Raw genomic sequence first — 19,864 nt, forward strand, 5'->3', positions numbered from 1 at the left:
GGTTGTCAGCACAAAGGAATGAGTACATAATTGCGTCCATCGAAAACGAGGCAGCTGAAAAGGCTAGCGTTTTCAAGGAGATAGCAGTTTTAGTGAGTTATTTCCTTAAAGAGTTGTATATGTTTGAGATTGCTTTTTGGGAGTCTCTGGCATTTGAGGCCGAGTAGCAAAGTGGTTATGCTCCGGATTGCAAATCCGTCTACGCCGGTTCGATTCCGACCTCGGCCTCCATTACAGAAAGCCCCGCAGCCATTGAGGTTGCGGGGCTTTTTTTATGCCTGCGGATTTTGTCCCGCCGAGTATTTGGGACAAATTTGGGACACTGACAAAATTTGCATGTCCCAAGTGTCCCCGGCAAAATCCGGTGCATGGCCACTTTCGAACAGCGCCCAAACGGGGCATGGCGGACCAAGATTCGCCGAAAAGGATATCCGACACTTTCCGCCACCTTCGATACAAAGGCCGAGGCCCAGCGATGGGCAGCCGAGATCGAGGGCGATATGTCGCGTGCCCGATTCGTCGACATGCGTGAGGCAGAGAGCACGACACTTTCCGAGGCCCTGGACCGATACTCACGCGAGGTGAGCTCGGCGAAAAAGGGGGCCAAGCAGGAAGGGACCCGCATCAATAAGTGGAAACTGCACAAGTTGGCAGGCAAGGGTCTCGCCGCCATACGCTCGAGCGACTTGGCTGCTTACCGTGATGAAGAGCTGAAGGCTGGCAAGTCCACGGCCACGGTCAAGCTCGACCTGGCCGTGATCAGCCATCTATATACAGTGGCAATCAAGGATTGGGGGATTGAGGGGCTGAGCAACCCCGTGGCCAAGCTGCGGATGCCGAAGGGATCGAAGGAGCGCGATCGGCGGCCGACGGCCAAAGAATTGAAGGACGTGATCAAAGCGGCAGGGGAGATTCACGCCGAAATGCCGGCGATCATCGAGATCGCGGTAGAGACAGCGATGCGGAGAGGTGAACTTCTCACATTGCGTCGTGAGAACGTCAAGGCAAAGCACGCGCTGCTGGAGGATACAAAAAACGGGACTCGTCGATTGGTTCCGCTGTCCATGCGGGCCAGGACCCTACTCGAGTCACTGCCAGCTCGCATTGATGGCAAAGTCTTTTCGCTGGCGCCGCACTCAGTGAGCCAGTATTTCCACAAAGCTTGCAATGCGGTGAGTGTTGAAGACCTGCACTTTCATGATCTGCGCCATGAGGGGACATCCAGGCTATTTGAGAAGGGATTGTCGATCATGGAGGTGGCCAGCATCACCGGGCACAAGACAATGAGCATGCTCAAGCGCTATACCCACCTGTGCCCTGACGCTCTGGCCGACAAGCTCGGTTAACTGACCCGGGCGAGTGTCGGCGGTGTCTGGCGCTTTCTGCCCGGACGAGCCGGAACATGGCGCCCCTGTTCGCACTCCAACAGAAACTGGCGAACCGTGCTGACCCGCCAGCAGATGCGGCTCCCCTGCTTGAAGAAGGGCGGCAACCAGCTCGCACCAGCCTGCCGCGCGCTGCGGATCGATGATTCAGTTCGGCCCAGGAGCTTGGCCAGTTCAGGAATATGGATGATCTCTGGTTCCATAAATGTCTCCACGCCGCCGGCGGCGGCACAGTAGTAAGGGGTCAGGCGAGGAAGTGGTGGCCCACGGTCGCGGCCAGGGCGGCCTGCTCCGTGCGGAACATCAGCCGTGTCTTGCTGGTCCGGCCATAGGCCTCGTATTCAACGTCAACCCACCAGGCGCCGAACTTGCGATAAGGCGCGCCCAGGATCTTGCTGACGTAGCAGTCGATCAGGTTCATGGGGTGTCTCCACGCCGCGCATGGCGGCAGAGGTGGGGAGGAGTTAGCGTGGTGCCGACCATTTGAATGACAGCGGCTCAGGCGGGAAGAACAGGTGGCGCATATTGGCGACGTTCACGATGTCGTGGTCTGCCGGGAAAACCTCAACCGCGTCCAGGCCGCCGCGTCCGCATTCGCGCTTTAGCTGCATGAGCTCATCCCAGGTCACCTGATCCACCCATGTGCTGCCGTTATGGGCCGCGCGGCAGATACTCATGCGCTGGAATCCGTTGGGCTCAGTGAACACCTGAACAAGGAAGGACCTCGACCGCCACACCTCGACTAGGTCAGGAGGGCGAAAGCCCGGCCACTCCTCTTGCGGCACCCGGCGTAGGACAACAGGCTCCTTGGCGTTCTGCTTCGCCAGCAGGCGGCGCTGGCTTCTATCCGTGTTCATAGCAATAGCTCTCCATGCCCGCCCACTGGCAGGCTTGAGTTGTTGTAGGGGGAGGGGTTACTCGCTGTACTGCTTGCGGATGCGGCGGGCGATGGCGCGGAGCTCGAAGTCCATCTCGAACATCTCGTTGTTGTCCTTGCGCGAAACGACTGGCGACCTTGTGACGTTGCGTCCACCCAGAATCCAGGCGGCCAGCAGGATCAGGCCCGATTCCAGTTGGCGTCGGAGAAATCCGTCTCGCGGGATCATGGCCTCGGCCCCTTCCAGATGAGCCAGGCCATGTAGAGCGGGGCGGCGATTGGTAGGAGGATCATGGCGTCACCTCGCGGCGCGCCCACCAACACACAGGGCCGTCGTCGGTGTCGTGGATGGCCAGACAAAACCAGTCGCCACCGAACGGCCGTTCTGGCTCCCAATAGCTGCAATCCGGGTCATGACTTTCAAAGTACCGGTTAGCTACCGCTTCGTCGGCGTACTCCAGGCTGACCATGGTGACCTGCAAGCCTTGCTCAGCGATCCAGGCCTTGCACTTGTCGCCATCGCCTTCATCGAAGTCAGGCAGGTCGGGGTGCTGGAACATTCCGTTTTCATCGCGCACTACCGGCGATCGCTGGATCAGTTTGACTTCTTCAGGCATGACTTCGTCCTTGCCGCCATATAGCGGCTGTTCAATAGAGGGGAGAGGGGGCGGAGTACAAATGTACTCCTTGGGCATTTCAGCCTTCGACAGCGGCTTGGAGTTCGATCAGGGCTTTGTTGCGTGCTGCCGCTCCGTCGACCGACAGGCCATGAATCCGCACGAACTCATGCACCGAAGACCGGAGCTCGACCAGTTTGGCGCGCAGTTGCTCAACTTCCGGATCTCGCGCAGCAAACGCCTTGGCACCCTGGTCGGCCATGTCACCGGCGCTGAAGCCGTCGGAGGTTGGTGGGTGGAGGTAGAACTTTCGGACCTCGTACTCATCCGGCATCGACAAGGCTATGTCCAAGCCCTCGCCATTCGACTCTTCCCAGCAGCAGGAGCCATGAGATCGGACCATGAAAACCGGCTCGCTCTGGTGCTGGGCGGCTGGCTTGGCAAGAATGGCGCGAAGCTCAGGGAGCGCGGCCAGTGCTGTCGCCGTATTCCTTCCAAAGTCGCAGCGCTCGAGCAGCTCACGCGGCACGCTGACCATCTGTTCGGTGTTGCTGGATCGGTTTTCTGTGGGCATGGGGATACCTATCTGCGCCTGAGCAAGACGCGGCTACAGTTAAGGGGTGGGGCTGGAGGAGCGCGATGAATCAAAAGCTGACTTGTAAGAAATGCGGCAAGGAAACCGAAGTTCAGTTACGCCACGACGGCAAAACCGATTGGCAGGTTTTTAACTGCCAACTTTGTGGTGCCTTGCATGTCGAGGAGTCCTATTTCAAAGCTCCAGGATCTCCAGCGGAGTTCCGCTTCCGACTCGCTGATGAGTCTTAAGCTGCTACCGATAGACGCTCTGCTATTCGCCACGGATCATTAGCTCTGGCCAAGGCAGCCATTGGTGGCGGACTGACGCTGTTGCCACACATGTGTACCTGTTCGGTCTTGGTGAACTCCCTGCCGTCGGCGCCCTTGTCGATGATGTAGTCGGCTGGGAAGCCCTGGGCCAGGTACAGCTCATGCGGTTGCAGCATGCGCAGGCAGATGTCGACGATCACATACGGCGTGCCTTTCACATGCACGGTGACCAGTGCCAGGCGGTCCCGGGTCGTGACTGTGGGTGAGGGGTGGTCAGCACCGCTGGTGTTCTCCGTCCCGTAGTAGCTGATCAGGAACGCAGCCACCCGCAGCGCGCCTTCTTCATGCTCTGGAGAAAGCTTGTACTCGACCAGGGCGTGATGCTCGGCGCCGGCGGTCATGGTTGGCACTGGCTCATCCATGCTTCGCCCGGTGCAGTTGTTGCGCAGGGTAGCCAGGCTGGCACTGACCAGTTGCTGCTGGCTGCCGGTGTTGGTCACCGTGGTCATGGGGTCGTCCATACCCTTGGCGTGGGTGGTGTTGAAGCCGCCATTCATCTGGGCCATGAACACCGTTGTAAGGCCCATGGCGTGTGCGGCGCCGGCCGGGCGCTGGTAGTTACCACCGCTGGTGATGGTCGGTACCGGCTCGTCCACGGCCTTGCCTGCGTCATCGAAGCGGAACTTCACCAGGTGAGCGGAGGCCAATGCGTGCTTCACGCCGCCGGCGACCACTGTGCCCACTGGTTGATCGAGCCCGGGCACTCGCGGCTTCTGGCCGGTGCGCTCGCCATATCCCGACTGAATTAGGGTAGGGCTGATCAGCGTCAGCTCCCCGCGATTGGCGCAGGTCACTGTCGGCAATGGTTCCAAGGGATCGTTCACCCGGTCGCTGCCCTGGTGTGTTGCTGGTGCAATGATCGGGCTGGCCATGGCGAACGACCCGCCGCGGGGCCAAGAGGTGACTGTGCGCAATGGTTCATGTGCGGACTGGGCCAGTTCGCCGGACCAGTTGGCGATCGGCACAATGAAGGGCTGCGGGTTATTGAGCACGAACTTCTGCAGGCCTTTGGCGACTCGACGCAGGGTGGCCTGGGCCAGGTCTTTCTTCCTGCCGAAGATGCTTTTGCTCGGCACAGTCCAGTCGATGCACTCCGCCGCGGTGCGCCACTTCTGCTGACCCTTGGCGGGCTTCTTCGCGTGGGTTGGCGTCGGCCACACGATCGGCTGGTCGTCGCAGCGGGCGATCATGAACAGGCGCTCCCGGCTGGTAGGGGCGCCGAAGTCGCAGGCCTTGATAACGCGCCACTCGACCTGATAACCCATGCCCTCCAGCAAAGCCACAAAGCGCTTCCAGGTGGTGCCGCGGCGCTTTGGGTCTGGCACCAGGAACTGATTGGAAACCGGAACCTGCTCGCCGGACGCGGCCACCCGGTTGACCTTTGCCTTTGGCTTGGTTGGGTGCTGCACCAGGTCCAGAGTGACGACCCGGCCAGTAGCCTTGTCGCGCTTGGCGATCAGTGGGCCCCATTGCAGGATCTGCTTCACGTTTTCCAGGCTGATCACCCGGGGCTTCTTCTTTCCGGCCCACTTCAGGCCGATCCACGACAAGTTGCGAATCTCGCGCTTGCGCGGCTGGCCGCCGGCAGCCTGGCTGTGGTGGGTGCAGTCCGGGCTCATGTGGAACCAGCCCACTGGGCGGCCGCCGCACTCCTCGTCCGGGTCACCCTCGAACACGTCGGTGGTGTAGTGCCGAGCGTGCGGGTGGTTGGCCGTGTGCATGCTGATTGCTGCCGGGTTGTGGTTCTTGGCCACGGTCACCGGACGACCCAGGCCCATCTCCAGCCCGGTACCGGCGCCGCCACCGCCGCAGAAGAAGTCGACCACGATCTCGTCATCTTGCGGATCGAGGCCCAGGCCGTACTGGGTTTTGAAGTCGAAGGCGGGCTTTTTCTGAAATGCAGACATGGGCGGTCCTCGCCGGGGTGGCGTAAGTTGGTGAAGTCGGGTATTAGTGCCCGGCGCAGTGCTGAGCTAAAGGGGATATGAGTGAGCTGGGAAGGCGTTTTGTTGTGGATTGAACATCATCCGGGTCTTGCGTCTTGGGTCCAGGCAGTAGGCTCAATCGGTGCGATTGTTGGTGCTTTTGCAATCAGCAGTGGGCAAGAAAGGCGTCAAAGTAGGCTTGCAAAACGAAACTCTATAGATCGTTTCGACGCCTACTGCGCCGTCATTAAAAATGCGGTCGAAAGCGCACAGTCGGTTTCCAGCTTTGCAAATGATGAGGCTGCTTATTTCGAGTTTCGCTCGGTTTGGGAAAAGTATTTAAGTGAATCTTTGAGGTCCTCTTTGGAGGCAGCCAAGGCGATTTTGGTGCACGAGCTCTCAGACTATAAGCTTGTTGTGTACTACAGCGGCTTGATGGGCTCGATTTATAAAATTCACTATGAAGTTGAGAAATACATGGCCACGACGCCGACTACGGAGGCGACACTCAGGCTTTACGATGATCTGAAGCTGCTGTCATCGATGATCCAGTTCGACTGGACTCAATTTCAAGATCGCGCTGAGCTGAAGCGTATCCGGATGAAAAGGTAGTCTGCAGGTTAGCTGGCAGGCAGCGCCGGAGTGTCAGGCGGCGCGGACTTTGAAGGTGAGCATGGCCGTAGCGTCGTCGTTGAAGCACTCGGCCAGCTCTTGATAGGCCCTGTACTTGGCCTGACTGCGAGTGGCGGCCCAAATGCGCCGCACGTAGTGGCGGGCATCGCCCAGCATGTAACGCACGTCATCCCAGTCGTACATGCAGTTGGTGAGGACTTCCCACTGCTTGATCGGCAGCTCGTCGGCCATCTCGCCGTACTGCATCTCCCAAGTCGGGTGATAGTTGCGGATGCGCTTCTTCGGGTCGCTGTCGAGGATGACGCCGATGTAGTGGCCACGGTCAGCCATGATGATGCCGGGCTCGCCGTTGGCGATAACCCGGCGACCGACCTCGGCCGGCACGTCGTAATGGCGGCGAACGTAGTCGCAGCTGTAATTGCTCATTGGTCGGTCCTTGATCAGGCTGCTTTGCGCTGATTGAGCACGCGCTGGCGGGCGGCTTCGTACTCGCTGCTGACTATCTCAACCAGGCCGTCGACATCGCCGTCAGCCGCCTTGCTGCCCAGGTTCAGGTACACGGTATCGCCATAGGTGAAGCACACCCCGCCACTGAGCCAGATGCCGCCGCGCTCGACGCCGATGGCTTCCCACATTTCGTCCCGGTCGATATCGTCCGGGCAATGTGCTTTCCAGAGATCTTCCAGGCGCTGGTGCTCAGCCTTCTCTGCCGCGCGCACCTCTTTGTCCGTGCCCTTGGCATGCTTGGGCGCCCGGCGCAGAGAGCGGTAGCCGTATTCGTCGGGGCGGCACCAATGCACATCAAGGTCGCGGCTGGCGCTGAGCTTGATGCCGCCGACGTAGTTGCGGGAGCCGCTGTACATCGGCGAGGCGTCGGCGCCAAAGGCTTCGCCCAGATTTTTGCGCTGAGCGTCCCAGGCTGCTTTCTTCCCGTCCCAGGCGCGCACGGCGGCCAGGACCTTTGGCGATTCGGTCTTGTAGAAGTAGCTCATGGCTTTCTCCATGCATGCGCCGCCCTCCGTGGCCGGATGCGGCATGGTGGCAATTTGGTTTTGGATGGGGTATTACGGGTGACCGGCATGGGGCCGGGTCAAAGGAGTGAGCTGTGAAAAAGCCTGTTGTCGACCATATTTGGGCAAAGATCTACGACCAAGACAGCCTTGGTAAATCTGCAGCACAGACCAAGCTGGATGAAGTGAAGGCTCTTCGCTTGCGGATACATGAGTCATACGGCAGTGAGGTTGCAAATAACGTGCTGAGTCATGGCCTGATTGAGCACGCGCTTGCGCGCTGTATTGAAATACAAGACGGAAAATCCGGGCTTGATTACGACGACCTCCAGATTTATGCGACCTTCGCGACATCTGCAATGAATCACTCCCAGACACTCATTGACAAAGAGCTAGACGAGCTAGGCCTGTAAGCGAGGGGAGAGCACCTCGTCGCCCGGATCCTGCTGAATCATCAGCATGCTCTTCCGGTCGAAGGCCAGTGCCAGGCGGGGCGATATGCTGATCTCGTGCCGCGGCGGGGTTAGAAACTTCGCAGCGTGCTGCATGCCCAGTGCATGGATGCCGTGGATCAAAGCCTCGATCATCTGGCTGTATGTGGCATCTGCCCATCCGCATATCGCCCGAAGGTGCTGGCCGGTTCGCTTCCTGGCTGACAGGCGCAGCGGATCGGCCCGCGCCGCAGATCGGTGAGCTTCGATTTCGTGGCGCGCGATCCTGAACAAGGCGTGGTGTCCGAGCGCTTCGATGTGATGAATCATCAGCGTCATCGCCTCGCCCTGTTCCTCGATTCCGGCCCACTCCATCAGCTCCAGCAGGGCCTGCTTAGTCCCTGGTCGAACCTTCAAGCGCAGGTCTTCTTCCTGTAGCCTGGCCGCCTTCTCTCGGCGGCGCTCGTCGCGCTGTGTCTGCGTCATTGCCATTTGGCACCCCCTTCAATCCGCTAGGCGGCAAGTGAACCTGTGCCCGGCGCTGGTGGCGCTGCAGGGCCATTCGTTTGAGTTTCATGGGTGAGTTCCATATCGGCGTCGTGCCAGCCCGCCAACCACCAGCCTCCGTCGACGGTCATGTTTCCGTAGGGCTGGGAGAGGCGGCATTTGCCGTCTTGGCGGCTGGTCCGGCCCTGGTAGTAGGCGACGGGGTAGGTGAGGCGTAGCCGTGTGGTCTTCATGGCTATGCCCCGGACAGGTAGGGCAGCGGCGCAAAGGGAATATCATCGTCGAAGCTTTCGTAGTCCGGGCCATGGGCGCCTTGCTGACTCTGCTGAGGTGCCTGCTGGCGGTTCTGTGGGCGCTGCTGCTGTGGCCTGGACTGTTGCTGCTGGCTGCTCTGCTGCGCCTGCTGTGGCGGGCTGCCGGCAAACTTGATGATGATCACCCGGCCCGTGAGCTTCACGCCCTGCGTTTGGTCCGATTTGGTGAACACCTCAACGTGGGCGTCATCGATGGTGAAGTGGACCTGCTGGCCTTTGACCAGGTACTGGGCCATGGCTTCGGCCTGCTTACCCCAGAGCGTGGCATCTACCCATTGTGTCGGGCGCTTGCCGTCCTGGCCCTTGCGACCGTAGTCACAGGCAATTGCCAGGTTGCACACGGCGTCGCCGCCTGGGGTGTAGCGCAGTTCAGCGTCGCGGCCAATGCGGCCGATATCAGTAAGAGTAGGCATCGTGATTCCTTGGATTATGCGGCCGCGCCGAGAACCTTGTTCATGCGCTCGTCGAGGATTTCGTAGAAGGTCTTCACCCGCTCGGTGAGCTTGCGGATCATCACTTCGTCGCGGTACACGCGCTTGACGAAGAGGGGCATGCCCGGCCAGTAGCTGATGAAGTCCAGCCACTCGCGCTCGGAGACCCACAGGCCGCCCTGGCATTGGGCGACATGCTCTTTCGGAACTTCACCAGCCAGGATCACGCCGACCTGAAACTTGGGCAGCTTGGTTTTGATCTCGGTGAGGCCGTTGTCGCCGACCAGGGCGTCAGGCGAGTAGCCGATGCCGTGGTTCAAGATGATTCCCACGGACCGAGTCTTGAGGCTTTCGCGGTCCTCATACAGGCTTCGCGCGACCCCCTCCAGTTCATGACCTCGGATGGTTGCCTTGGTCTGAAAAGGAATTTCGGCGGCCTCTTCGGTGATGCGCTCCCCAATCAGCTGGTCCATGTAGGTGAAGGCTGCCACGCCGAAGCCTGCTTCCCCCTTGCCACTGACCAGCAGGCAATCCAGTTCCGAGCAGGTGATGATGCCCAGGCGCAGTGCCAGCCACTCCGGCGTGCCTTGCTCGATATCAGTGATGATCTGCATTAGTGCTCTCCTCGCTCGCGGCTTCGTGCTGCTTCACAGACTTGCTCAGCATCCCCAACACCTGGTCGAACGCTGCTTTCTCAACTGCGGATGGGGTTCCGTGGATGCTGGCGAATGCGGTCTTGGCTTTATCGCTGCAGCGCTCCAGCAGCATGGCCAGCTGTGTGGCCTGCACCGAGGTCACCCGCGGCGTCACAACTGCGCCGTTGCCATCGTCATCCTCACCAGTGGTAGTGAAGTTGAGCAGGGCGCCGGCGGTGTAGCGCTTTCCGTAGCTAACGCTGGAGGCCACGGCCTGTACGCCGTTCTTGCTGCCGGTAGTATCGGCCGGCAGGACCAGGGAGGTGGTTTCGCGGTGACCGGCGCGGTGGCTCAGGACTCCTTCGACCTCGATGCCGCGTTCGTTGCGTGGGGTGCGGAAGGACAGGGCGAATCCATGCCTTGCGAGAACCGGCTTGATCATCTCGTTGATGTCTTCCCAGAGCGCGTAGGTGCTCTGGATGCGGCCATTCTTGTCCTTGATACCTCCACGTTCGCCGATCACCGGCAGCTCTTCCTGCATGGCGGCCAAGGCTTCGTCGAACTGCTGCTTGGCCTGCAGGGCCTGGATGTTCTGGTGCATGACCATCAGGCGCTCCATCTTGTCGATGTCAGCGTTCGGAGACATGGCGACCTGCTGAATGATCTGCAGGACGGTTACCGACTCGGCGGCTACAGCCGGCGGCTGGGAATGGGTTTCGACCCTGGCTACTTGGCTCATGGCAACCTCAGAAGTTGATGGTGATATTCGGGACTTCGCGGCGGGCGATCTTCAGGACGATGGCCTTGGCCAGTTCTTCGGTGATGTTCATCGACATCAGCGCTTCCTTGGCTTCGCCCATGATCTTGATCTTGTGCGCCTGGTCGCGCTCTCGCGCCTGTTGCTGGCGGAGGATTTCGGCTGCGGCTTCGTCAGCCCGGCGGCGCTCGTCTTGGCGGGCCTGTTCGGCAGCCTCTTCCTCGCGTCGTGCTGCGGCCTGGCGCTCTTGTTCAGCCTTCTGCTCGGCTTCAATCTGCTCGCGCTTTGCTTGCTCGGCGCGACGTTCAGCTTCGGCGGCCTGAAGCCTCAGGTCGTTCTCGCGCTTCTCGGCGGCGGCCTGCTCGTCACGGATTCGTTGAGCTCCTGCGTCACGCTCGCGCTGGGCCTTGGCTTCAGCTTCTCGGGTGGCCTGTTCTGCGGCTTCCCGGGCAATGCGTTCTTCGCGGTCCCGTTTCTCGCGGGCCTCTGCCTCGGCGCGCAGGCGGGTCAGTTCGGCCTGCTCGGATTCGTACTGCTGGCGGGCAGCCAGAGCGGCGCGCAGCACTTTCAGCGAATCGTCCTTGGCCCGGGCAGCTTCAGCCTCGAACTCTTCCCACGTTTTGCCCAGGGCAACGGCTTCCACCCTGGCGATGCGGTCGGCCAGGTCCTCAGCGGTGATACCGTCCAAGTCCTGGGCGTTGAGTTTCAGGTGGGTGATGGCGCTGTTGTGCCGATCCACCCGGGCATCTTCGGCAGCCTGCCAGTCGTTCAGCGGCTGGCGAACCCGATCGCGCAGGGCGTCCATTTCCGTCACGAACTCGCGCAGCTCGGTCTCGACGACCTTCGGCATTTCCTTCAGGCGCCGTAGATAATCACGGCCCGGCTTTTCGACGGCGGACTTCGACTTGCTGACCTTGGCGGCCAGGCTGGCGATGCGCTCGCGGCCTTTGCGGGTGGTCAAGTCAGGCACTTCGCCTTCGACTTCTGATTTTGCAATCTCGATGAACTGCTTCAAGCCGCCGGCGACGTAGATGGCCGGGGCGTTGTCTTCGCTGATGTCGTCGACGGTGATCAGCTGCTGTTGTGCGGACATTAGGACACCTCGCGCTCCATGCGAGCGCCGTCAGTTGGAATAGGGAATGCCAGATCACCCAAGCACGGAGGGTTGACCCAGGCTCTGGCTGCCGGTGATGGTTGCGCGCTCTTTCCGGCCTACGCTCCACTCAGGGTACGGTTATCCCCGTAGGGGCCCGCCGTGCTCGGGAGTGTGAATCAGGAAGTGATCCGGTCAGCGAGAGCGCTGAGCAGCATCAGGAAGGTGAAGAGGGTGAGGGTGGTGACTGAGCCGCGCAGGATGTAGAGGCGGCGGGCGCGCTGGTAGGAGGTCATGGCTTTGACCCCAGAGCCTTGATAGCCGACTTGCCCAGTGCGCGCAGAGAGCGGCGGAAGTTGCCAAGGTCGCGACGCGCTTTCTTGCGATCCCTGACGAAATACCAGGCTCTGGTGCAGTGGACGCATCCCTGCTTGAGAAGGTAATCCGCCACTTCCACGTCATTCAGTCCTCGGTCTTCGTCGTCCGAATACTGTCGGAATGCGTCCCACATATGCGTCCTGCGTCGATCTTTCTCGTCATACAGGATTCGCCAATGCTCTTCGCTTCCATTCGGCCAAGGCATATCGCCAAGTTCCGGGCATGGGTTGACAGGCTTTGGGCCAATCAACTCGAAGCGGTTCTCACATCTACCAAGGTGAAGCCCGATCTCGGCCGTCAACGACTTGATCTGCTGCAAGGTTGATTCGTGAGCGGCCAAGGTGATGAGTATCGAGCGCTCAAGCTTCATGCCCGCACCTCATAGGCCAGCGTGCACATTCCGCACAGGTAGGCGCGACCCGACCAGGCTGCCGGGTTCTCGATGTGAGCCATGCGCGCCTGGTTCATGGCGTCCGCCATGGTCAGGCCCTTGAAAACCATCAGGATGCGGTCATCCGGGATTGCCTGCGCAGCCTCAGCGACCTGCTCGTCGATGATCGACGGGAAAACTGGAGTTGTCATGATGCCTCCTGCTTGCGGTAGCCAGCGTCGATCATGGCCTCCACCGCTGCGGCGAGAATGTTCCCGCGCACTAGGTCATTTGGGAAATGCACTTTGGAGTTGATCGTCGTCAGCGCATTGCGAATCTCATGCAGGCGCTCATCGGCGGCGATCTGCTCGGGCGTGCGGCGTGGTCTAACCCGTTTGGCTTCGTCCCTGTACATGGCAATCTTCTTGCCGCACTGAACAACGCAGAAGTCTTCGCGACCTTCTGGATCTTCGCCTACCGCAACACAAACGCCGTCGTGCCACTTGTCGAAGTTTTCACAGGCAAACGATGCTTCTACCGGGGTGCCAACCGGTGGCAGGCCTTCGCCGTTCCAGCCCGGCTCAGCAGGCCTCGGCACGAGCCTTGCCTTTCTCCATTCAGGGAAAGCCGGGATGTGCTCGAGCCCTTTGTCGGCATAGCAGCTGTAAAACTCGCCCTTGGTGCTGCCAGGGTTGTAGATCCAGCCGGCCTCAATCTTTGCGTTGCCCGGGCACCAATGCGTTGCGTGCGGTGGCGCCTTGCTCCAATCAATCTGGCTCATGCTGATTCCCTCAATTGCTCAACGCGTTGAGTGGTGGTGACGAAGACCTTGTCGCGGATGTTGTTCAGGGTGTGGAGGTCGAAGACTCCGATCTTCTCGAAACCTTCCAGCATCCCGAGGACGAAGGTCTGGTCCGGAACAGGGGTAGGCGACTTAGCGAGCTGGCGAAGCTGAGACATCACCTCACCAATCGCCAGGGCGTGCATCTGCTCGGGAGTTTTCAAAATCCACACTCCCGCTCCAGGCGATCCTGCTCCCGCTCAAGGGCCACGGCCTTGGCTGCATGTGGGCGCAGCAGGTCGGCGGCGATGTCCTTGAGCGCGTTGCGGCCGCCCAGCAGGTACGTGCACAGGCCAAGGATGAAGCCAGCGCTGCCGGTGCCCATCCCAGCCATTACCAGTTGGCCGAAGGCGTCCTGCGTATCTAGTCCATCAATCTGTCGCTGATTCAGCCGATCCTGGACCGCCCGGGCCATGTCGGCTTGGGTGACCTCGCCTTTCTCCCCTTGCCGGTAGCCCCAGCTCACGCGGTAGCCCAGCACCAGCTCGGCGGCGTGTTTGTCGATCCACTCGCCCTGGGCGGCATCATCGTCGCGCACCGCAGGCGGGAGCCGGTTGTCGTACTCAAACTGTGCTTTGCGAAGTGCGCCCATGGTCGCCTCCAGGTGGTGGGTTACTCGGTGGGTGGGGAGAGGTGTGGTTGCCAATGCGTAACGCGGTGCTCGAAACGCGAGCCATCTCCGTAGCGCCAGTCAATGCCGTTCCAGTAGAGGAAGCGGGCGCCGTTGAAGGCGCTCTGTGCTTTGCGTGCGGGTGTGTAGGCGATTACCCAGGCCTTGCCGCCACCCTTGGGTAGCTCAGGCATGTGCTCAGAGCACTTGATCCAGCCGCTCATGGCTTCGCCCGGGCGGCGAGCATGGCGTCGGCGAGGCGGTAGGCGTGATCGGCTATCTCTTGCTCTGTCAGCCCCCAAGTGTCGTGGTGGGCGCAGATGCCGTTCATTGCCTTGGCTGAGAAGTAGTCGCGAAGGCTCATGCCTGACAGTAGGCGCTTCGCCTCATCAACGGTTTCTGGCATGAAGGTTTGGTGGTCGTAATCCGCAATCGGGAAGGCTGGCTGCTCGCCCTCCTTGAGAGCATCGTCGTATCGGTGCTGGGCGCCTTCAATTTGGCGATCCATTTGGGCTGCCATGTATTCCATTTTGTGATCCTCAGTAGGACCGCATCGGTCAGATGCCAGCACAGGTGACCAACCCGAGCCATGAAGCTCGCTGGCACATGCCGATACGGTCGATGTGAAGGGAAGGGGATGCGGGATGCATCGGGGTGTGATCTGGCCGGAACTGATCTCCGGCTTGCGAACCATGCCGAGGTGAACGGCTTGCGCCTACCTCAATGCCAGTTATTACGACCCGGTACCGCGCGGGCATATGAAACTACTTAGCCGGTATCGATCGTTCGCGGGAACTGTTTGCTTTCAAACCTGCGCATCAGCCTGCGCATTCAGATCACACTCCGATGCAGCCTGGTGATGGGGAACCAGGTGATCGGGCAGTTAACGTCAGACTGACGTGGCGCTGGTTGTTCAGCCGAATGGGTCGGCAGGCTTCGCGATCGAGCGGACGAACCACATGAAGCCCTGCTGCAGGTTGGTCTTGGCCAAGGCCAGTAGGCGAGGGTCGACGCCCTCGATCTGGCCGATTTGCTTGAACAGCTCGCCGGCATCAGCCTCCAGGGCCTTGATCGAGTTCATGCCGTCGATTTCGCTCTGAGTGAGGTCGCGGTAACCGGTGATCTTTTTGTGCTGGTTGTCCATGGGGTAGCCCTCTGGTTGATTTCCCGTCTGGCCCTGTCGCCAAGGCCAGCCAGTGAAATCAGGCCTCAATGAAGCCCAGTTGGCACTGAACTTCGGTGACCGCTTCGGCAGGCTCACAGCCGTCGCAGTAGAGATCATGCAGCCATTCTTCAGCTTCGCCCTGGTCGTCAACGATATAGCGACCGAGGATCTTGCGGGCTTGTGCTATCCAGCGATTCCAGGCGCGGTCTTCTGCGTCTTCGCGGCATTCATCAGCCGCCATGGTTGCCATGTTGAACATCGTGAATCCCTCCGGTTGATTTTCCGGATGCCCCTCGCAAGAAGGGCACCGAGAAAATCTGGTTTTGCAGTCACTCCAAGCGCCTATAGATGCCCTTTTAGCTGGACCTTTCAGGGAGACGGTTTGAAGCGCAACCCTCGGTCCGTCTTGCGCGGCCAACCCTGTGTTCCTGGCTGACTGGCGTTCGTCGTGACGTTGAGCAGGCGAAGGTTCACTTCGCAGTAGCCAGTTCCAGAGCTGGCATGGGGATCGAATTTATTGCTCGCGCTGTGCCGTTTCCGGGATCGATCCGCGAGGTTCCCATCGATGTGAAAGAGCGGTGAGGCTTGAGGGCCTCCCGAGGGGCTGTGTAGCGCCTCGATGGATGTAAATATGTACCAGAGGTTCATAATCGTCAAGTACCAAAAGTACAGAATTTTCTTGCGCCCACAAAAAAGCCCGCTCAATGGCGGGCCGTAGAGGGGGGGGTGACTACTACTACAGAAGGTCAGCGTGGGCTTTCACGCGGTTGGCGGAGGCTTCATAGGCCTGTTCATGTGAGTCTCGATCATCATTGGTTAAATGATCCAAGTAGTTGAGCCATGAAGCGTACATGTCTGCCAGCTCTGACTCCAAAGAAGGGGCACGCTCAACCTCTGCTTTGTAGAGGGCCTTTCCCTTCTTCTTGGCGTCATCAACGCACGCCCTAACAGAGTCCAGGCGGCGATGGTAGGCGTCTGACCAGCGCTTACTACCCTCCCCATATTTCCTGGAGGCTGCGTCAACCTCGGTCTGTTGGTACATTGCATCAATAGTGCATACAGCCGGCAGCCCTGTCATTTTCTCGAGGTAGGTTGGATCGGCTGCAGCAAAGGCTGACCAGATTGCTGAACAGATTATCGCTGATCGTAACGTGGTTCGCATGTGAGGTGCTCTTCCTGGGAGGTTCTGATATGACTACCGGAAAGAAATCGGCATTCGGCCGCGAACAATCCTAAAAGACGGCTTTGGTTTACTCATGAAGCTTGCGAAAGCTCTGATCCACAGTATCTGCATTTAATGGCAGCAGCTTTGATGGTCTCAGCACATTTAGGGCAGGCTTTCATGCTTGCAACTTCAGCATCTGGCACAACTGTCGGCACAGATTCTGGGGTGGCGATCGTTATCTCGACAGGATCTGGCTTGTTAAGCGACCAGACGAAAGCTATAAGCCAGCCGATAAAGGTCCAGCCAGCCAGAAGGTTAAGGCCGAAAATCGCCGTCACCTTTGGATGGTCAATCGCGCAGATCGTTGGGTAAAAGTACAGTGCAATGGCGGCAGGGAAGAAGACGAACGCGAAAATCTTCGCGATTGCGTTATTACCACTACCAATTGCAATAGAAACCAGGGTTAACAATACGAGCCCTAGCAGGCCAGCAATTTTCATTAGAGCGCTCCTTGATGGGGGCTCCATCCTACCACTCTGGCTATCAGCCATCACGTAGGCATGAAAAAGCCCGCCGAGGCGGGCCCTGCTTATCGCCAGATGCTATTGGCCAGAAGACTTGGCCTGCTGTGCCTTGATTTGCTCAAGCAACGCCTTGGCCTCTGCTGACTGCTGCTTAACCTCTTGGATTGCAGCAGCTGTATCGCGGCCAGAGTCGAAGTTGGAAACACCGTATGCCATCACAGCAATCACGATGCCTACAATGGCTATCACGGAGACAATCGAGTTCGTGATGATCGTCCCACGCAACCCCTTGACTCCTGAAAGGTCTTTGTCGAGCAGCTGCAAGCTATGGTTTATCTGGGTAAACCCGTCTGCAATCCTTCCCTCAAAATCCTTCAGGCGAGCATCTGCCTTGAGTTGCTGGTTCTCAAGGCGCGCATTCAGTTCTTCGCGGGTGATATCGTTCATAGGCTCAGTATTGCGTAAGGATTGCTCAATGTCACTGACCATCTCTTCGGATGGCCTGCCACCAGCATTAAAGCCAAAACGTCCTGCTGTGCATGCATCGAAGCGTTGCTTGACGTCTTCTGCCGATTGTCCTTTGAAAATTTTACTCATTTGGGGCTTGCCCCTCATGCGCGCCAGTCCCGGCCAGGTCTGCATCAAAGGCGGGATTGTCCGATACCCATTTATGCACGAGGAAAGCGTTATGAAACCTCATGAACCCACAATTCTTGCAGGCATAGGCGAACGTAGAAGCGTAATACTGAGGATCTGCGTTTCGGACTAGCAGGCCCATCCTAAGGGTAGGAGAATTCGGGCCGCCGGGGCAAAAGATATCCCAGTCTTCACCATTGCATAGTGGGCAGCAGTCCTCGGTTCCAATTTTGGCCTCGAGAAACCTTGCGAAGTCCCCTGCATCTACTCTCAGAAAGTCGGATCGGTCTTGAGCAGCATCTTGATGATCGGTCATGTGACCCTTCCCTGTGTTTACTACTTAGTGACTCGCTTGATGTGAAGTGGCGCTCAACAACTATTTACTCATGGGGCATTATCCTTCCCATGCACCTTCTCATTGCTACGCCTCTTCACCAGTTTGGTGATGGCTATTTCGCTTTGTCCCGCAAAAGCTGCCCCGCCTCCACCTCATCCCCATACCCCACCAACCGATACTCCCCAGCCTGCATCACCGTGCAGATCAGACCTCTTTGTCTCTTTTCGAGAGACGCCTCTGGGCTGCATCGATCTCATCAGCCAGCCTGGCACTGAATGACCTGACAGGCACACCGCTAATATTCTGGAACGCTAGCGCTATGGATTTGGTGAGTGGTCGGCTTCCATTCAGAAAGCTGTTCACCGTAGTGGGGCTCACGCCCATTGCGTTTGCCAGCTTACGCCGAGTAATCCGATCGGCCCGAGGCGCCGCATCGTTGAAGTCCTTGAGCGCTTTGCGCAACGCTTCGTACTCAATCTCTTCCCATACCCACAAATTTTCACTGTTCATGGAATTCAAGGCCTCCACTCCAGCACTCCGATTGCCTTGAATCTCCGCGTCCTTACGTCACGGTTTCAGTTCTTGGTTGATGGCCTGGTCCCGGAGGCTGGCCGCATGTTCCTGCAGACGATCTTCACCAGCATGCATCACTTGGCAGATCCTTAGGACCGCTTGAGCATCTGCCTCATGTCCGGCGAGGCTCAAACGCTCAGCGATTCTCGTCAACTCGACAGCCGACCACTTCAGGTCGGAGGCCAGACCTTGAAGGTCTCGGCGCAGCTCTTGGTTGGGCTTGGTTAGGGGCATGGCTAGAGAACCCCGCCGCGCCAGATCACGCGGCCAAGAATTCGGTGCTCATGGATTTCTCCGTCAGGAATCTTGAGGTCTGCGTACAGGGTCTTGTCTGGGTTATCACTTCGGACTATCCAGCCTTCCAGGTCGGAGAAGATCAAACGCTTGACGATAGCGCCTTTGTTTTCGCTGAACAGTGCGAAGACCTGGCCATCTACCGGGTCCACTCGCGACTCATCGATCAAGAGCACGTCCCGATCATTGATCGTCGGCTCCATGCTTGAGCCCTGGGCGTAGATCACTTTCAGGTTTTTGGGGTTGAGCCCCATGTACCTGATCCACTCACGCTTGAAGGCCAGCGTTCCGCGAACCTCAACGTGTTCATTGGTGTGCCCGGGGCCTGCAGATAGAAGGGCGGAGTACTGCTTGATGTGAACATAAGCGTCCTCGGCGTCATCTTCAGTCGGAAAGGCAGGGATCTCAGCAGGCTGTACGGACAACGGCCGAGTTTCCAGCGCGGCCCCTTCCTGCATATCGCCACGACCATACTCCAGCCACTCAACGCGAACCTTTAGAGCTGATGCCAGAGCAAGCATCTTGGCGCCACCCGGCATAGATTCTCCGTTCAGCCACTTGCTGCTGGCCTTGGGCGTAACCCCGGCAAGTTTCGCCAGGCGCGCACCGGCACCCCACGACGGCATGTCGTTGGCGGCCAGGGCAACCTTCAAGCGCGCCGCGAAGGCCGCTCGTATTTCTTCTATATGAACCATAGGTTCAATATCGCATGCGCTTGCATGTACTTTCAGTTCCGACATAATATGTACTGACAGTTCATATTTCCATTGGAGGCCCTATGCAGGAGCTCAAGAAGGCAATCGATGATGCAGGCGGGGTCACCGCCGTAGCTCTCGCTTGCGGGAAAACGCCGCGCGCCGTCTACAAGTGGCTCACTGCCGGCTGCCTCCCGCGCACCGAATACACCGGCGAAACCAAGTACGCAGAGAAGATCGCCGCCCTGGCGAAAGCCAATGGCAAGCCGTTCAAGGCTCAACACCTTTTGGCTTCAACCGCGCCGACCAAATACGCCGCCTAACCCTTTCAACCGCAAGGAGCAATACCGCATGGCATATCACGACCAAAGTCACCTGAAAGACCGGGAGATTAAGTCGCGTTACGACGAGGAAACCTACGAGGCGCTGAAGGCTGTGGCGCGACTCCACAAGCTGCAGCTGGCTGTGTTCGTTCGCATGTGCGTCGAGGAAAAGCTGGAAAGCATCATCGAGAGCGATGTTACCGACAAAAGCCAGATGGCCTGAAGGCCCGGAAGGAGGCCTACGTGCCCGAAACCACGATCTGCCATGGGATCGATGGACGCCTCTACGAGAAGCTTGAGCGGTTGGCAAAGAAGGCGGGTATGTCGCCCGAACAGTACGCCGCACAACTTGGAGCAGAGCGCTTCTTCGAGAAGACCAGGCCCAGGGGGGCCGGAAAAATCCGAAACCTACCGGTGCCACAAAGGAATCAG

The 19,864-nt window shown here is 59.0% G+C and carries 35 protein-coding genes and 1 tRNA gene; 7 read left to right on the forward strand and 29 right to left on the reverse strand.

Annotation, left to right across the window (positions count from 1 at the left end; genetic code table 11):
* Positions 1–157 precede the first annotated feature (157 nt).
* Both H621_RS0102045 and H621_RS0102050 read left to right on the forward strand, forming a co-directional pair.
* A tRNA-Cys gene (locus H621_RS0102045) sits at positions 158–231 on the forward strand.
* A 137-nt stretch (positions 232–368) separates the two neighbouring features.
* Positions 369–1,346: a tyrosine-type recombinase/integrase gene (locus H621_RS0102050; RefSeq protein ID WP_028941769.1), complete on the forward strand. Its 978-nt coding sequence runs from the start codon at positions 369–371 to the stop codon at positions 1,344–1,346.
* Here the strand turns inward: H621_RS0102050 and H621_RS0102055 are convergent.
* The 6 genes from H621_RS0102055 to H621_RS0102080 all read right to left on the reverse strand — a co-directional run bounded on the left by H621_RS0102055 (position 1,343) and on the right by H621_RS0102080 (position 3,453).
* Positions 1,343–1,588, reverse strand: coding sequence for a helix-turn-helix transcriptional regulator (locus tag H621_RS0102055; protein ID WP_028941770.1), 246 nt, complete (start codon positions 1,586–1,588; stop codon positions 1,343–1,345). The two genes, H621_RS0102050 and H621_RS0102055, sit on opposite strands and share 4 nt — an antisense overlap.
* A gap of 41 nt (positions 1,589–1,629) precedes the next feature.
* Positions 1,630–1,806 carry a hypothetical protein gene (locus H621_RS28670; RefSeq protein ID WP_167332083.1) on the reverse strand — a complete coding sequence of 59 codons (177 nt, stop codon included), beginning with the start codon at positions 1,804–1,806 and terminating at the stop codon, positions 1,630–1,632.
* Positions 1,807–1,849: 43 nt separating this feature from the next.
* Positions 1,850–2,242 (reverse strand): DUF7694 domain-containing protein, encoded by a 393-nt coding sequence (locus H621_RS0102065; RefSeq protein ID WP_028941771.1) that lies wholly within the window; start codon positions 2,240–2,242, stop codon positions 1,850–1,852.
* Between the two features lie 57 nt (positions 2,243–2,299).
* Entirely contained in the window at positions 2,300–2,491 is a 192-nt protein-coding gene (locus tag H621_RS0102070) for a hypothetical protein (RefSeq protein ID WP_028941772.1), read from the reverse strand.
* Between the two features lie 61 nt (positions 2,492–2,552).
* Positions 2,553–2,879, reverse strand: a complete 327-nt coding sequence (locus tag H621_RS0102075) for a hypothetical protein (RefSeq protein WP_028941773.1) — start codon at positions 2,877–2,879, stop codon at positions 2,553–2,555.
* A gap of 79 nt (positions 2,880–2,958) precedes the next feature.
* Positions 2,959–3,453 (reverse strand): hypothetical protein, encoded by a 495-nt coding sequence (locus H621_RS0102080; RefSeq protein ID WP_028941774.1) that lies wholly within the window; start codon positions 3,451–3,453, stop codon positions 2,959–2,961.
* A gap of 65 nt (positions 3,454–3,518) precedes the next feature.
* On the opposite strand from H621_RS0102080, the gene H621_RS27880 reads away from it, so the two are divergent.
* Entirely contained in the window at positions 3,519–3,704 is a 186-nt protein-coding gene (locus H621_RS27880; protein WP_084167902.1) for a hypothetical protein, read from the forward strand.
* Here H621_RS27880 and H621_RS0102085 read toward each other — a convergent pair.
* Positions 3,701–5,692 (reverse strand): DNA cytosine methyltransferase, encoded by a 1,992-nt coding sequence (locus tag H621_RS0102085; RefSeq protein WP_028941775.1) that lies wholly within the window; start codon positions 5,690–5,692, stop codon positions 3,701–3,703. The two genes, H621_RS27880 and H621_RS0102085, sit on opposite strands and share 4 nt — an antisense overlap.
* A gap of 81 nt (positions 5,693–5,773) precedes the next feature.
* On the opposite strand from H621_RS0102085, the gene H621_RS28410 reads away from it, so the two are divergent.
* On the forward strand, positions 5,774–6,322 hold the full coding sequence (locus H621_RS28410) for a hypothetical protein (protein WP_156905590.1): 549 nt from the start codon (positions 5,774–5,776) through the stop codon (positions 6,320–6,322).
* 33 nt (positions 6,323–6,355) lie between these two features.
* Here H621_RS28410 and H621_RS0102095 read toward each other — a convergent pair whose 3' ends face one another.
* Both H621_RS0102095 and H621_RS0102100 read right to left on the reverse strand, forming a co-directional pair.
* Positions 6,356–6,769, reverse strand: a complete 414-nt coding sequence (locus tag H621_RS0102095; protein ID WP_028941777.1) for a hypothetical protein — start codon at positions 6,767–6,769, stop codon at positions 6,356–6,358.
* Between the two features lie 14 nt (positions 6,770–6,783).
* Positions 6,784–7,335, reverse strand: a complete 552-nt coding sequence (locus tag H621_RS0102100; protein ID WP_245219011.1) for a hypothetical protein — start codon at positions 7,333–7,335, stop codon at positions 6,784–6,786.
* Positions 7,336–7,448: 113 nt separating this feature from the next.
* Here H621_RS0102100 and H621_RS0102105 point away from each other — a divergent pair, with 113 nt between their 5' ends.
* Positions 7,449–7,766: a hypothetical protein gene (locus H621_RS0102105; protein ID WP_028941779.1), complete on the forward strand. Its 318-nt coding sequence runs from the start codon at positions 7,449–7,451 to the stop codon at positions 7,764–7,766.
* Here H621_RS0102105 and H621_RS0102110 read toward each other — a convergent pair.
* The 20 genes from H621_RS0102110 to H621_RS0102220 form a co-directional block, all read right to left on the reverse strand.
* The gene (locus H621_RS0102110) at positions 7,755–8,276 is read right to left on the reverse strand and encodes a hypothetical protein (protein ID WP_028941780.1); all 522 of its coding nucleotides are present in this window, start codon (positions 8,274–8,276) and stop codon (positions 7,755–7,757) included. The genes H621_RS0102105 and H621_RS0102110 overlap by 12 nt on opposite strands.
* Positions 8,277–8,526: 250 nt before the next feature.
* Positions 8,527–9,018 carry a single-stranded DNA-binding protein gene (ssb, locus tag H621_RS0102115; protein WP_028941781.1) on the reverse strand — a complete coding sequence of 164 codons (492 nt, stop codon included), beginning with the start codon at positions 9,016–9,018 and terminating at the stop codon, positions 8,527–8,529.
* Positions 9,019–9,032: 14 nt separating this feature from the next.
* Entirely contained in the window at positions 9,033–9,650 is a 618-nt protein-coding gene (locus tag H621_RS0102120) for a lambda exonuclease family protein (RefSeq protein WP_028941782.1), read from the reverse strand.
* The gene (locus H621_RS0102125) at positions 9,634–10,410 is read right to left on the reverse strand and encodes an ERF family protein (RefSeq protein ID WP_028941783.1); all 777 of its coding nucleotides are present in this window, start codon (positions 10,408–10,410) and stop codon (positions 9,634–9,636) included. The genes H621_RS0102120 and H621_RS0102125 overlap by 17 nt, the downstream gene beginning before the upstream one ends.
* 7 nt (positions 10,411–10,417) lie before the next feature.
* The gene (locus H621_RS0102130; RefSeq protein ID WP_028941784.1) at positions 10,418–11,521 is read right to left on the reverse strand and encodes a coiled-coil domain-containing protein; all 1,104 of its coding nucleotides are present in this window, start codon (positions 11,519–11,521) and stop codon (positions 10,418–10,420) included.
* A gap of 292 nt (positions 11,522–11,813) precedes the next feature.
* Positions 11,814–12,269: a hypothetical protein gene (locus H621_RS0102140; protein ID WP_028941785.1), complete on the reverse strand. Its 456-nt coding sequence runs from the start codon at positions 12,267–12,269 to the stop codon at positions 11,814–11,816.
* The gene (locus H621_RS0102145; RefSeq protein WP_028941786.1) at positions 12,266–12,481 is read right to left on the reverse strand and encodes a hypothetical protein; all 216 of its coding nucleotides are present in this window, start codon (positions 12,479–12,481) and stop codon (positions 12,266–12,268) included. The genes H621_RS0102140 and H621_RS0102145 overlap by 4 nt, the downstream gene beginning before the upstream one ends.
* The gene (locus tag H621_RS0102150; protein ID WP_028941787.1) at positions 12,478–13,050 is read right to left on the reverse strand and encodes a hypothetical protein; all 573 of its coding nucleotides are present in this window, start codon (positions 13,048–13,050) and stop codon (positions 12,478–12,480) included. Before H621_RS0102150 ends, H621_RS0102145 begins: the two co-directional genes overlap by 4 nt.
* A complete protein-coding gene (locus H621_RS0102155) occupies positions 13,047–13,274 on the reverse strand; it encodes a hypothetical protein (protein ID WP_156905591.1) in 228 nt (75 codons plus the stop codon). Before H621_RS0102155 ends, H621_RS0102150 begins: the two co-directional genes overlap by 4 nt.
* A complete protein-coding gene (locus H621_RS0102160; protein WP_028941789.1) occupies positions 13,271–13,702 on the reverse strand; it encodes a hypothetical protein in 432 nt (143 codons plus the stop codon). The genes H621_RS0102155 and H621_RS0102160 overlap by 4 nt, the downstream gene beginning before the upstream one ends.
* Before the next feature lie 20 nt (positions 13,703–13,722).
* Complete coding sequence (locus tag H621_RS0102165; protein ID WP_028941790.1) at positions 13,723–13,944, reverse strand: DUF551 domain-containing protein; 222 nt, start codon at positions 13,942–13,944, stop codon at positions 13,723–13,725.
* Positions 13,941–14,249: a hypothetical protein gene (locus H621_RS28890; RefSeq protein WP_245219013.1), complete on the reverse strand. Its 309-nt coding sequence runs from the start codon at positions 14,247–14,249 to the stop codon at positions 13,941–13,943. The genes H621_RS0102165 and H621_RS28890 overlap by 4 nt, the downstream gene beginning before the upstream one ends.
* Before the next feature lie 384 nt (positions 14,250–14,633).
* On the reverse strand, positions 14,634–14,864 hold the full coding sequence (locus H621_RS0102175; protein ID WP_028941792.1) for an Acb2/Tad1 domain-containing protein: 231 nt from the start codon (positions 14,862–14,864) through the stop codon (positions 14,634–14,636).
* A gap of 58 nt (positions 14,865–14,922) precedes the next feature.
* Positions 14,923–15,144: a hypothetical protein gene (locus H621_RS0102180; RefSeq protein WP_028941793.1), complete on the reverse strand. Its 222-nt coding sequence runs from the start codon at positions 15,142–15,144 to the stop codon at positions 14,923–14,925.
* 477 nt (positions 15,145–15,621) lie between these two features.
* Positions 15,622–16,047 (reverse strand): hypothetical protein, encoded by a 426-nt coding sequence (locus tag H621_RS26805; RefSeq protein WP_036989312.1) that lies wholly within the window; start codon positions 16,045–16,047, stop codon positions 15,622–15,624.
* 92 nt (positions 16,048–16,139) lie between these two features.
* Positions 16,140–16,550 carry a superinfection immunity protein gene (locus H621_RS26810; RefSeq protein ID WP_036989314.1) on the reverse strand — a complete coding sequence of 137 codons (411 nt, stop codon included), beginning with the start codon at positions 16,548–16,550 and terminating at the stop codon, positions 16,140–16,142.
* A 102-nt stretch (positions 16,551–16,652) separates the two neighbouring features.
* The gene (locus H621_RS0102195) at positions 16,653–17,171 is read right to left on the reverse strand and encodes a hypothetical protein (RefSeq protein WP_028941795.1); all 519 of its coding nucleotides are present in this window, start codon (positions 17,169–17,171) and stop codon (positions 16,653–16,655) included.
* A 580-nt stretch (positions 17,172–17,751) separates the two neighbouring features.
* Positions 17,752–18,066 (reverse strand): helix-turn-helix domain-containing protein, encoded by a 315-nt coding sequence (locus tag H621_RS0102210; protein ID WP_209420926.1) that lies wholly within the window; start codon positions 18,064–18,066, stop codon positions 17,752–17,754.
* A 48-nt stretch (positions 18,067–18,114) separates the two neighbouring features.
* Positions 18,115–18,354 carry a hypothetical protein gene (locus H621_RS28895; RefSeq protein ID WP_036989316.1) on the reverse strand — a complete coding sequence of 80 codons (240 nt, stop codon included), beginning with the start codon at positions 18,352–18,354 and terminating at the stop codon, positions 18,115–18,117.
* A gap of 2 nt (positions 18,355–18,356) precedes the next feature.
* Complete coding sequence (locus H621_RS0102220) at positions 18,357–19,109, reverse strand: S24 family peptidase (protein ID WP_028941798.1); 753 nt, start codon at positions 19,107–19,109, stop codon at positions 18,357–18,359.
* Between the two features lie 83 nt (positions 19,110–19,192).
* On the opposite strand from H621_RS0102220, the gene H621_RS0102225 reads away from it, so the two are divergent.
* On the forward strand, positions 19,193–19,432 hold the full coding sequence (locus H621_RS0102225; protein ID WP_028941799.1) for a carph-isopro domain-containing protein: 240 nt from the start codon (positions 19,193–19,195) through the stop codon (positions 19,430–19,432).
* A gap of 28 nt (positions 19,433–19,460) precedes the next feature.
* Positions 19,461–19,655 (forward strand): hypothetical protein, encoded by a 195-nt coding sequence (locus tag H621_RS0102230; protein ID WP_028941800.1) that lies wholly within the window; start codon positions 19,461–19,463, stop codon positions 19,653–19,655.
* Positions 19,656–19,864: the final 209 nt, after the last annotated feature.

Source organism: Pseudomonas vranovensis DSM 16006 (assembly GCF_000425805.1).
Taxonomy (GTDB): Bacteria; Pseudomonadota; Gammaproteobacteria; order Pseudomonadales; family Pseudomonadaceae; genus Aquipseudomonas; species Aquipseudomonas vranovensis.

Coding starts and splice junctions, on each gene's coding strand:
- H621_RS0102050 (WP_028941769.1), top strand. CDS start 369: ATGGCCACTTTCGAACAGCGCCCAAACGGGGCATGGCGGACCAAGATT.
- H621_RS0102055 (WP_028941770.1), bottom strand. CDS start 1,588: ATGGAACCAGAGATCATCCATATTCCTGAACTGGCCAAGCTCCTGGGC.
- H621_RS28670 (WP_167332083.1), bottom strand. CDS start 1,806: ATGAACCTGATCGACTGCTACGTCAGCAAGATCCTGGGCGCGCCTTAT.
- H621_RS0102065 (WP_028941771.1), bottom strand. CDS start 2,242: ATGAACACGGATAGAAGCCAGCGCCGCCTGCTGGCGAAGCAGAACGCC.
- H621_RS0102070 (WP_028941772.1), bottom strand. CDS start 2,491: ATGATCCCGCGAGACGGATTTCTCCGACGCCAACTGGAATCGGGCCTG.
- H621_RS0102075 (WP_028941773.1), bottom strand. CDS start 2,879: ATGCCTGAAGAAGTCAAACTGATCCAGCGATCGCCGGTAGTGCGCGAT.
- H621_RS0102080 (WP_028941774.1), bottom strand. CDS start 3,453: ATGCCCACAGAAAACCGATCCAGCAACACCGAACAGATGGTCAGCGTG.
- H621_RS27880 (WP_084167902.1), top strand. CDS start 3,519: ATGAATCAAAAGCTGACTTGTAAGAAATGCGGCAAGGAAACCGAAGTT.
- H621_RS0102085 (WP_028941775.1), bottom strand. CDS start 5,692: ATGTCTGCATTTCAGAAAAAGCCCGCCTTCGACTTCAAAACCCAGTAC.
- H621_RS0102095 (WP_028941777.1), bottom strand. CDS start 6,769: ATGAGCAATTACAGCTGCGACTACGTTCGCCGCCATTACGACGTGCCG.
- H621_RS0102100 (WP_245219011.1), bottom strand. CDS start 7,335: ATGAGCTACTTCTACAAGACCGAATCGCCAAAGGTCCTGGCCGCCGTG.
- H621_RS0102110 (WP_028941780.1), bottom strand. CDS start 8,276: ATGGCAATGACGCAGACACAGCGCGACGAGCGCCGCCGAGAGAAGGCG.
- ssb (WP_028941781.1), bottom strand. CDS start 9,018: ATGCCTACTCTTACTGATATCGGCCGCATTGGCCGCGACGCTGAACTG.
- H621_RS0102120 (WP_028941782.1), bottom strand. CDS start 9,650: ATGCAGATCATCACTGATATCGAGCAAGGCACGCCGGAGTGGCTGGCA.
- H621_RS0102125 (WP_028941783.1), bottom strand. CDS start 10,410: ATGAGCCAAGTAGCCAGGGTCGAAACCCATTCCCAGCCGCCGGCTGTA.
- H621_RS0102130 (WP_028941784.1), bottom strand. CDS start 11,521: ATGTCCGCACAACAGCAGCTGATCACCGTCGACGACATCAGCGAAGAC.
- H621_RS0102140 (WP_028941785.1), bottom strand. CDS start 12,269: ATGAAGCTTGAGCGCTCGATACTCATCACCTTGGCCGCTCACGAATCA.
- H621_RS0102145 (WP_028941786.1), bottom strand. CDS start 12,481: ATGACAACTCCAGTTTTCCCGTCGATCATCGACGAGCAGGTCGCTGAG.
- H621_RS0102150 (WP_028941787.1), bottom strand. CDS start 13,050: ATGAGCCAGATTGATTGGAGCAAGGCGCCACCGCACGCAACGCATTGG.
- H621_RS0102160 (WP_028941789.1), bottom strand. CDS start 13,702: ATGGGCGCACTTCGCAAAGCACAGTTTGAGTACGACAACCGGCTCCCG.
- H621_RS0102165 (WP_028941790.1), bottom strand. CDS start 13,944: ATGAGCGGCTGGATCAAGTGCTCTGAGCACATGCCTGAGCTACCCAAG.
- H621_RS28890 (WP_245219013.1), bottom strand. CDS start 14,249: ATGGAATACATGGCAGCCCAAATGGATCGCCAAATTGAAGGCGCCCAG.
- H621_RS0102175 (WP_028941792.1), bottom strand. CDS start 14,864: ATGGACAACCAGCACAAAAAGATCACCGGTTACCGCGACCTCACTCAG.
- H621_RS0102180 (WP_028941793.1), bottom strand. CDS start 15,144: ATGTTCAACATGGCAACCATGGCGGCTGATGAATGCCGCGAAGACGCA.
- H621_RS26805 (WP_036989312.1), bottom strand. CDS start 16,047: ATGCGAACCACGTTACGATCAGCGATAATCTGTTCAGCAATCTGGTCA.
- H621_RS26810 (WP_036989314.1), bottom strand. CDS start 16,550: ATGAAAATTGCTGGCCTGCTAGGGCTCGTATTGTTAACCCTGGTTTCT.
- H621_RS0102195 (WP_028941795.1), bottom strand. CDS start 17,171: ATGAGTAAAATTTTCAAAGGACAATCGGCAGAAGACGTCAAGCAACGC.
- H621_RS28895 (WP_036989316.1), bottom strand. CDS start 18,354: ATGCCCCTAACCAAGCCCAACCAAGAGCTGCGCCGAGACCTTCAAGGT.
- H621_RS0102220 (WP_028941798.1), bottom strand. CDS start 19,109: ATGGTTCATATAGAAGAAATACGAGCGGCCTTCGCGGCGCGCTTGAAG.
- H621_RS0102225 (WP_028941799.1), top strand. CDS start 19,193: ATGCAGGAGCTCAAGAAGGCAATCGATGATGCAGGCGGGGTCACCGCC.
- H621_RS0102230 (WP_028941800.1), top strand. CDS start 19,461: ATGGCATATCACGACCAAAGTCACCTGAAAGACCGGGAGATTAAGTCG.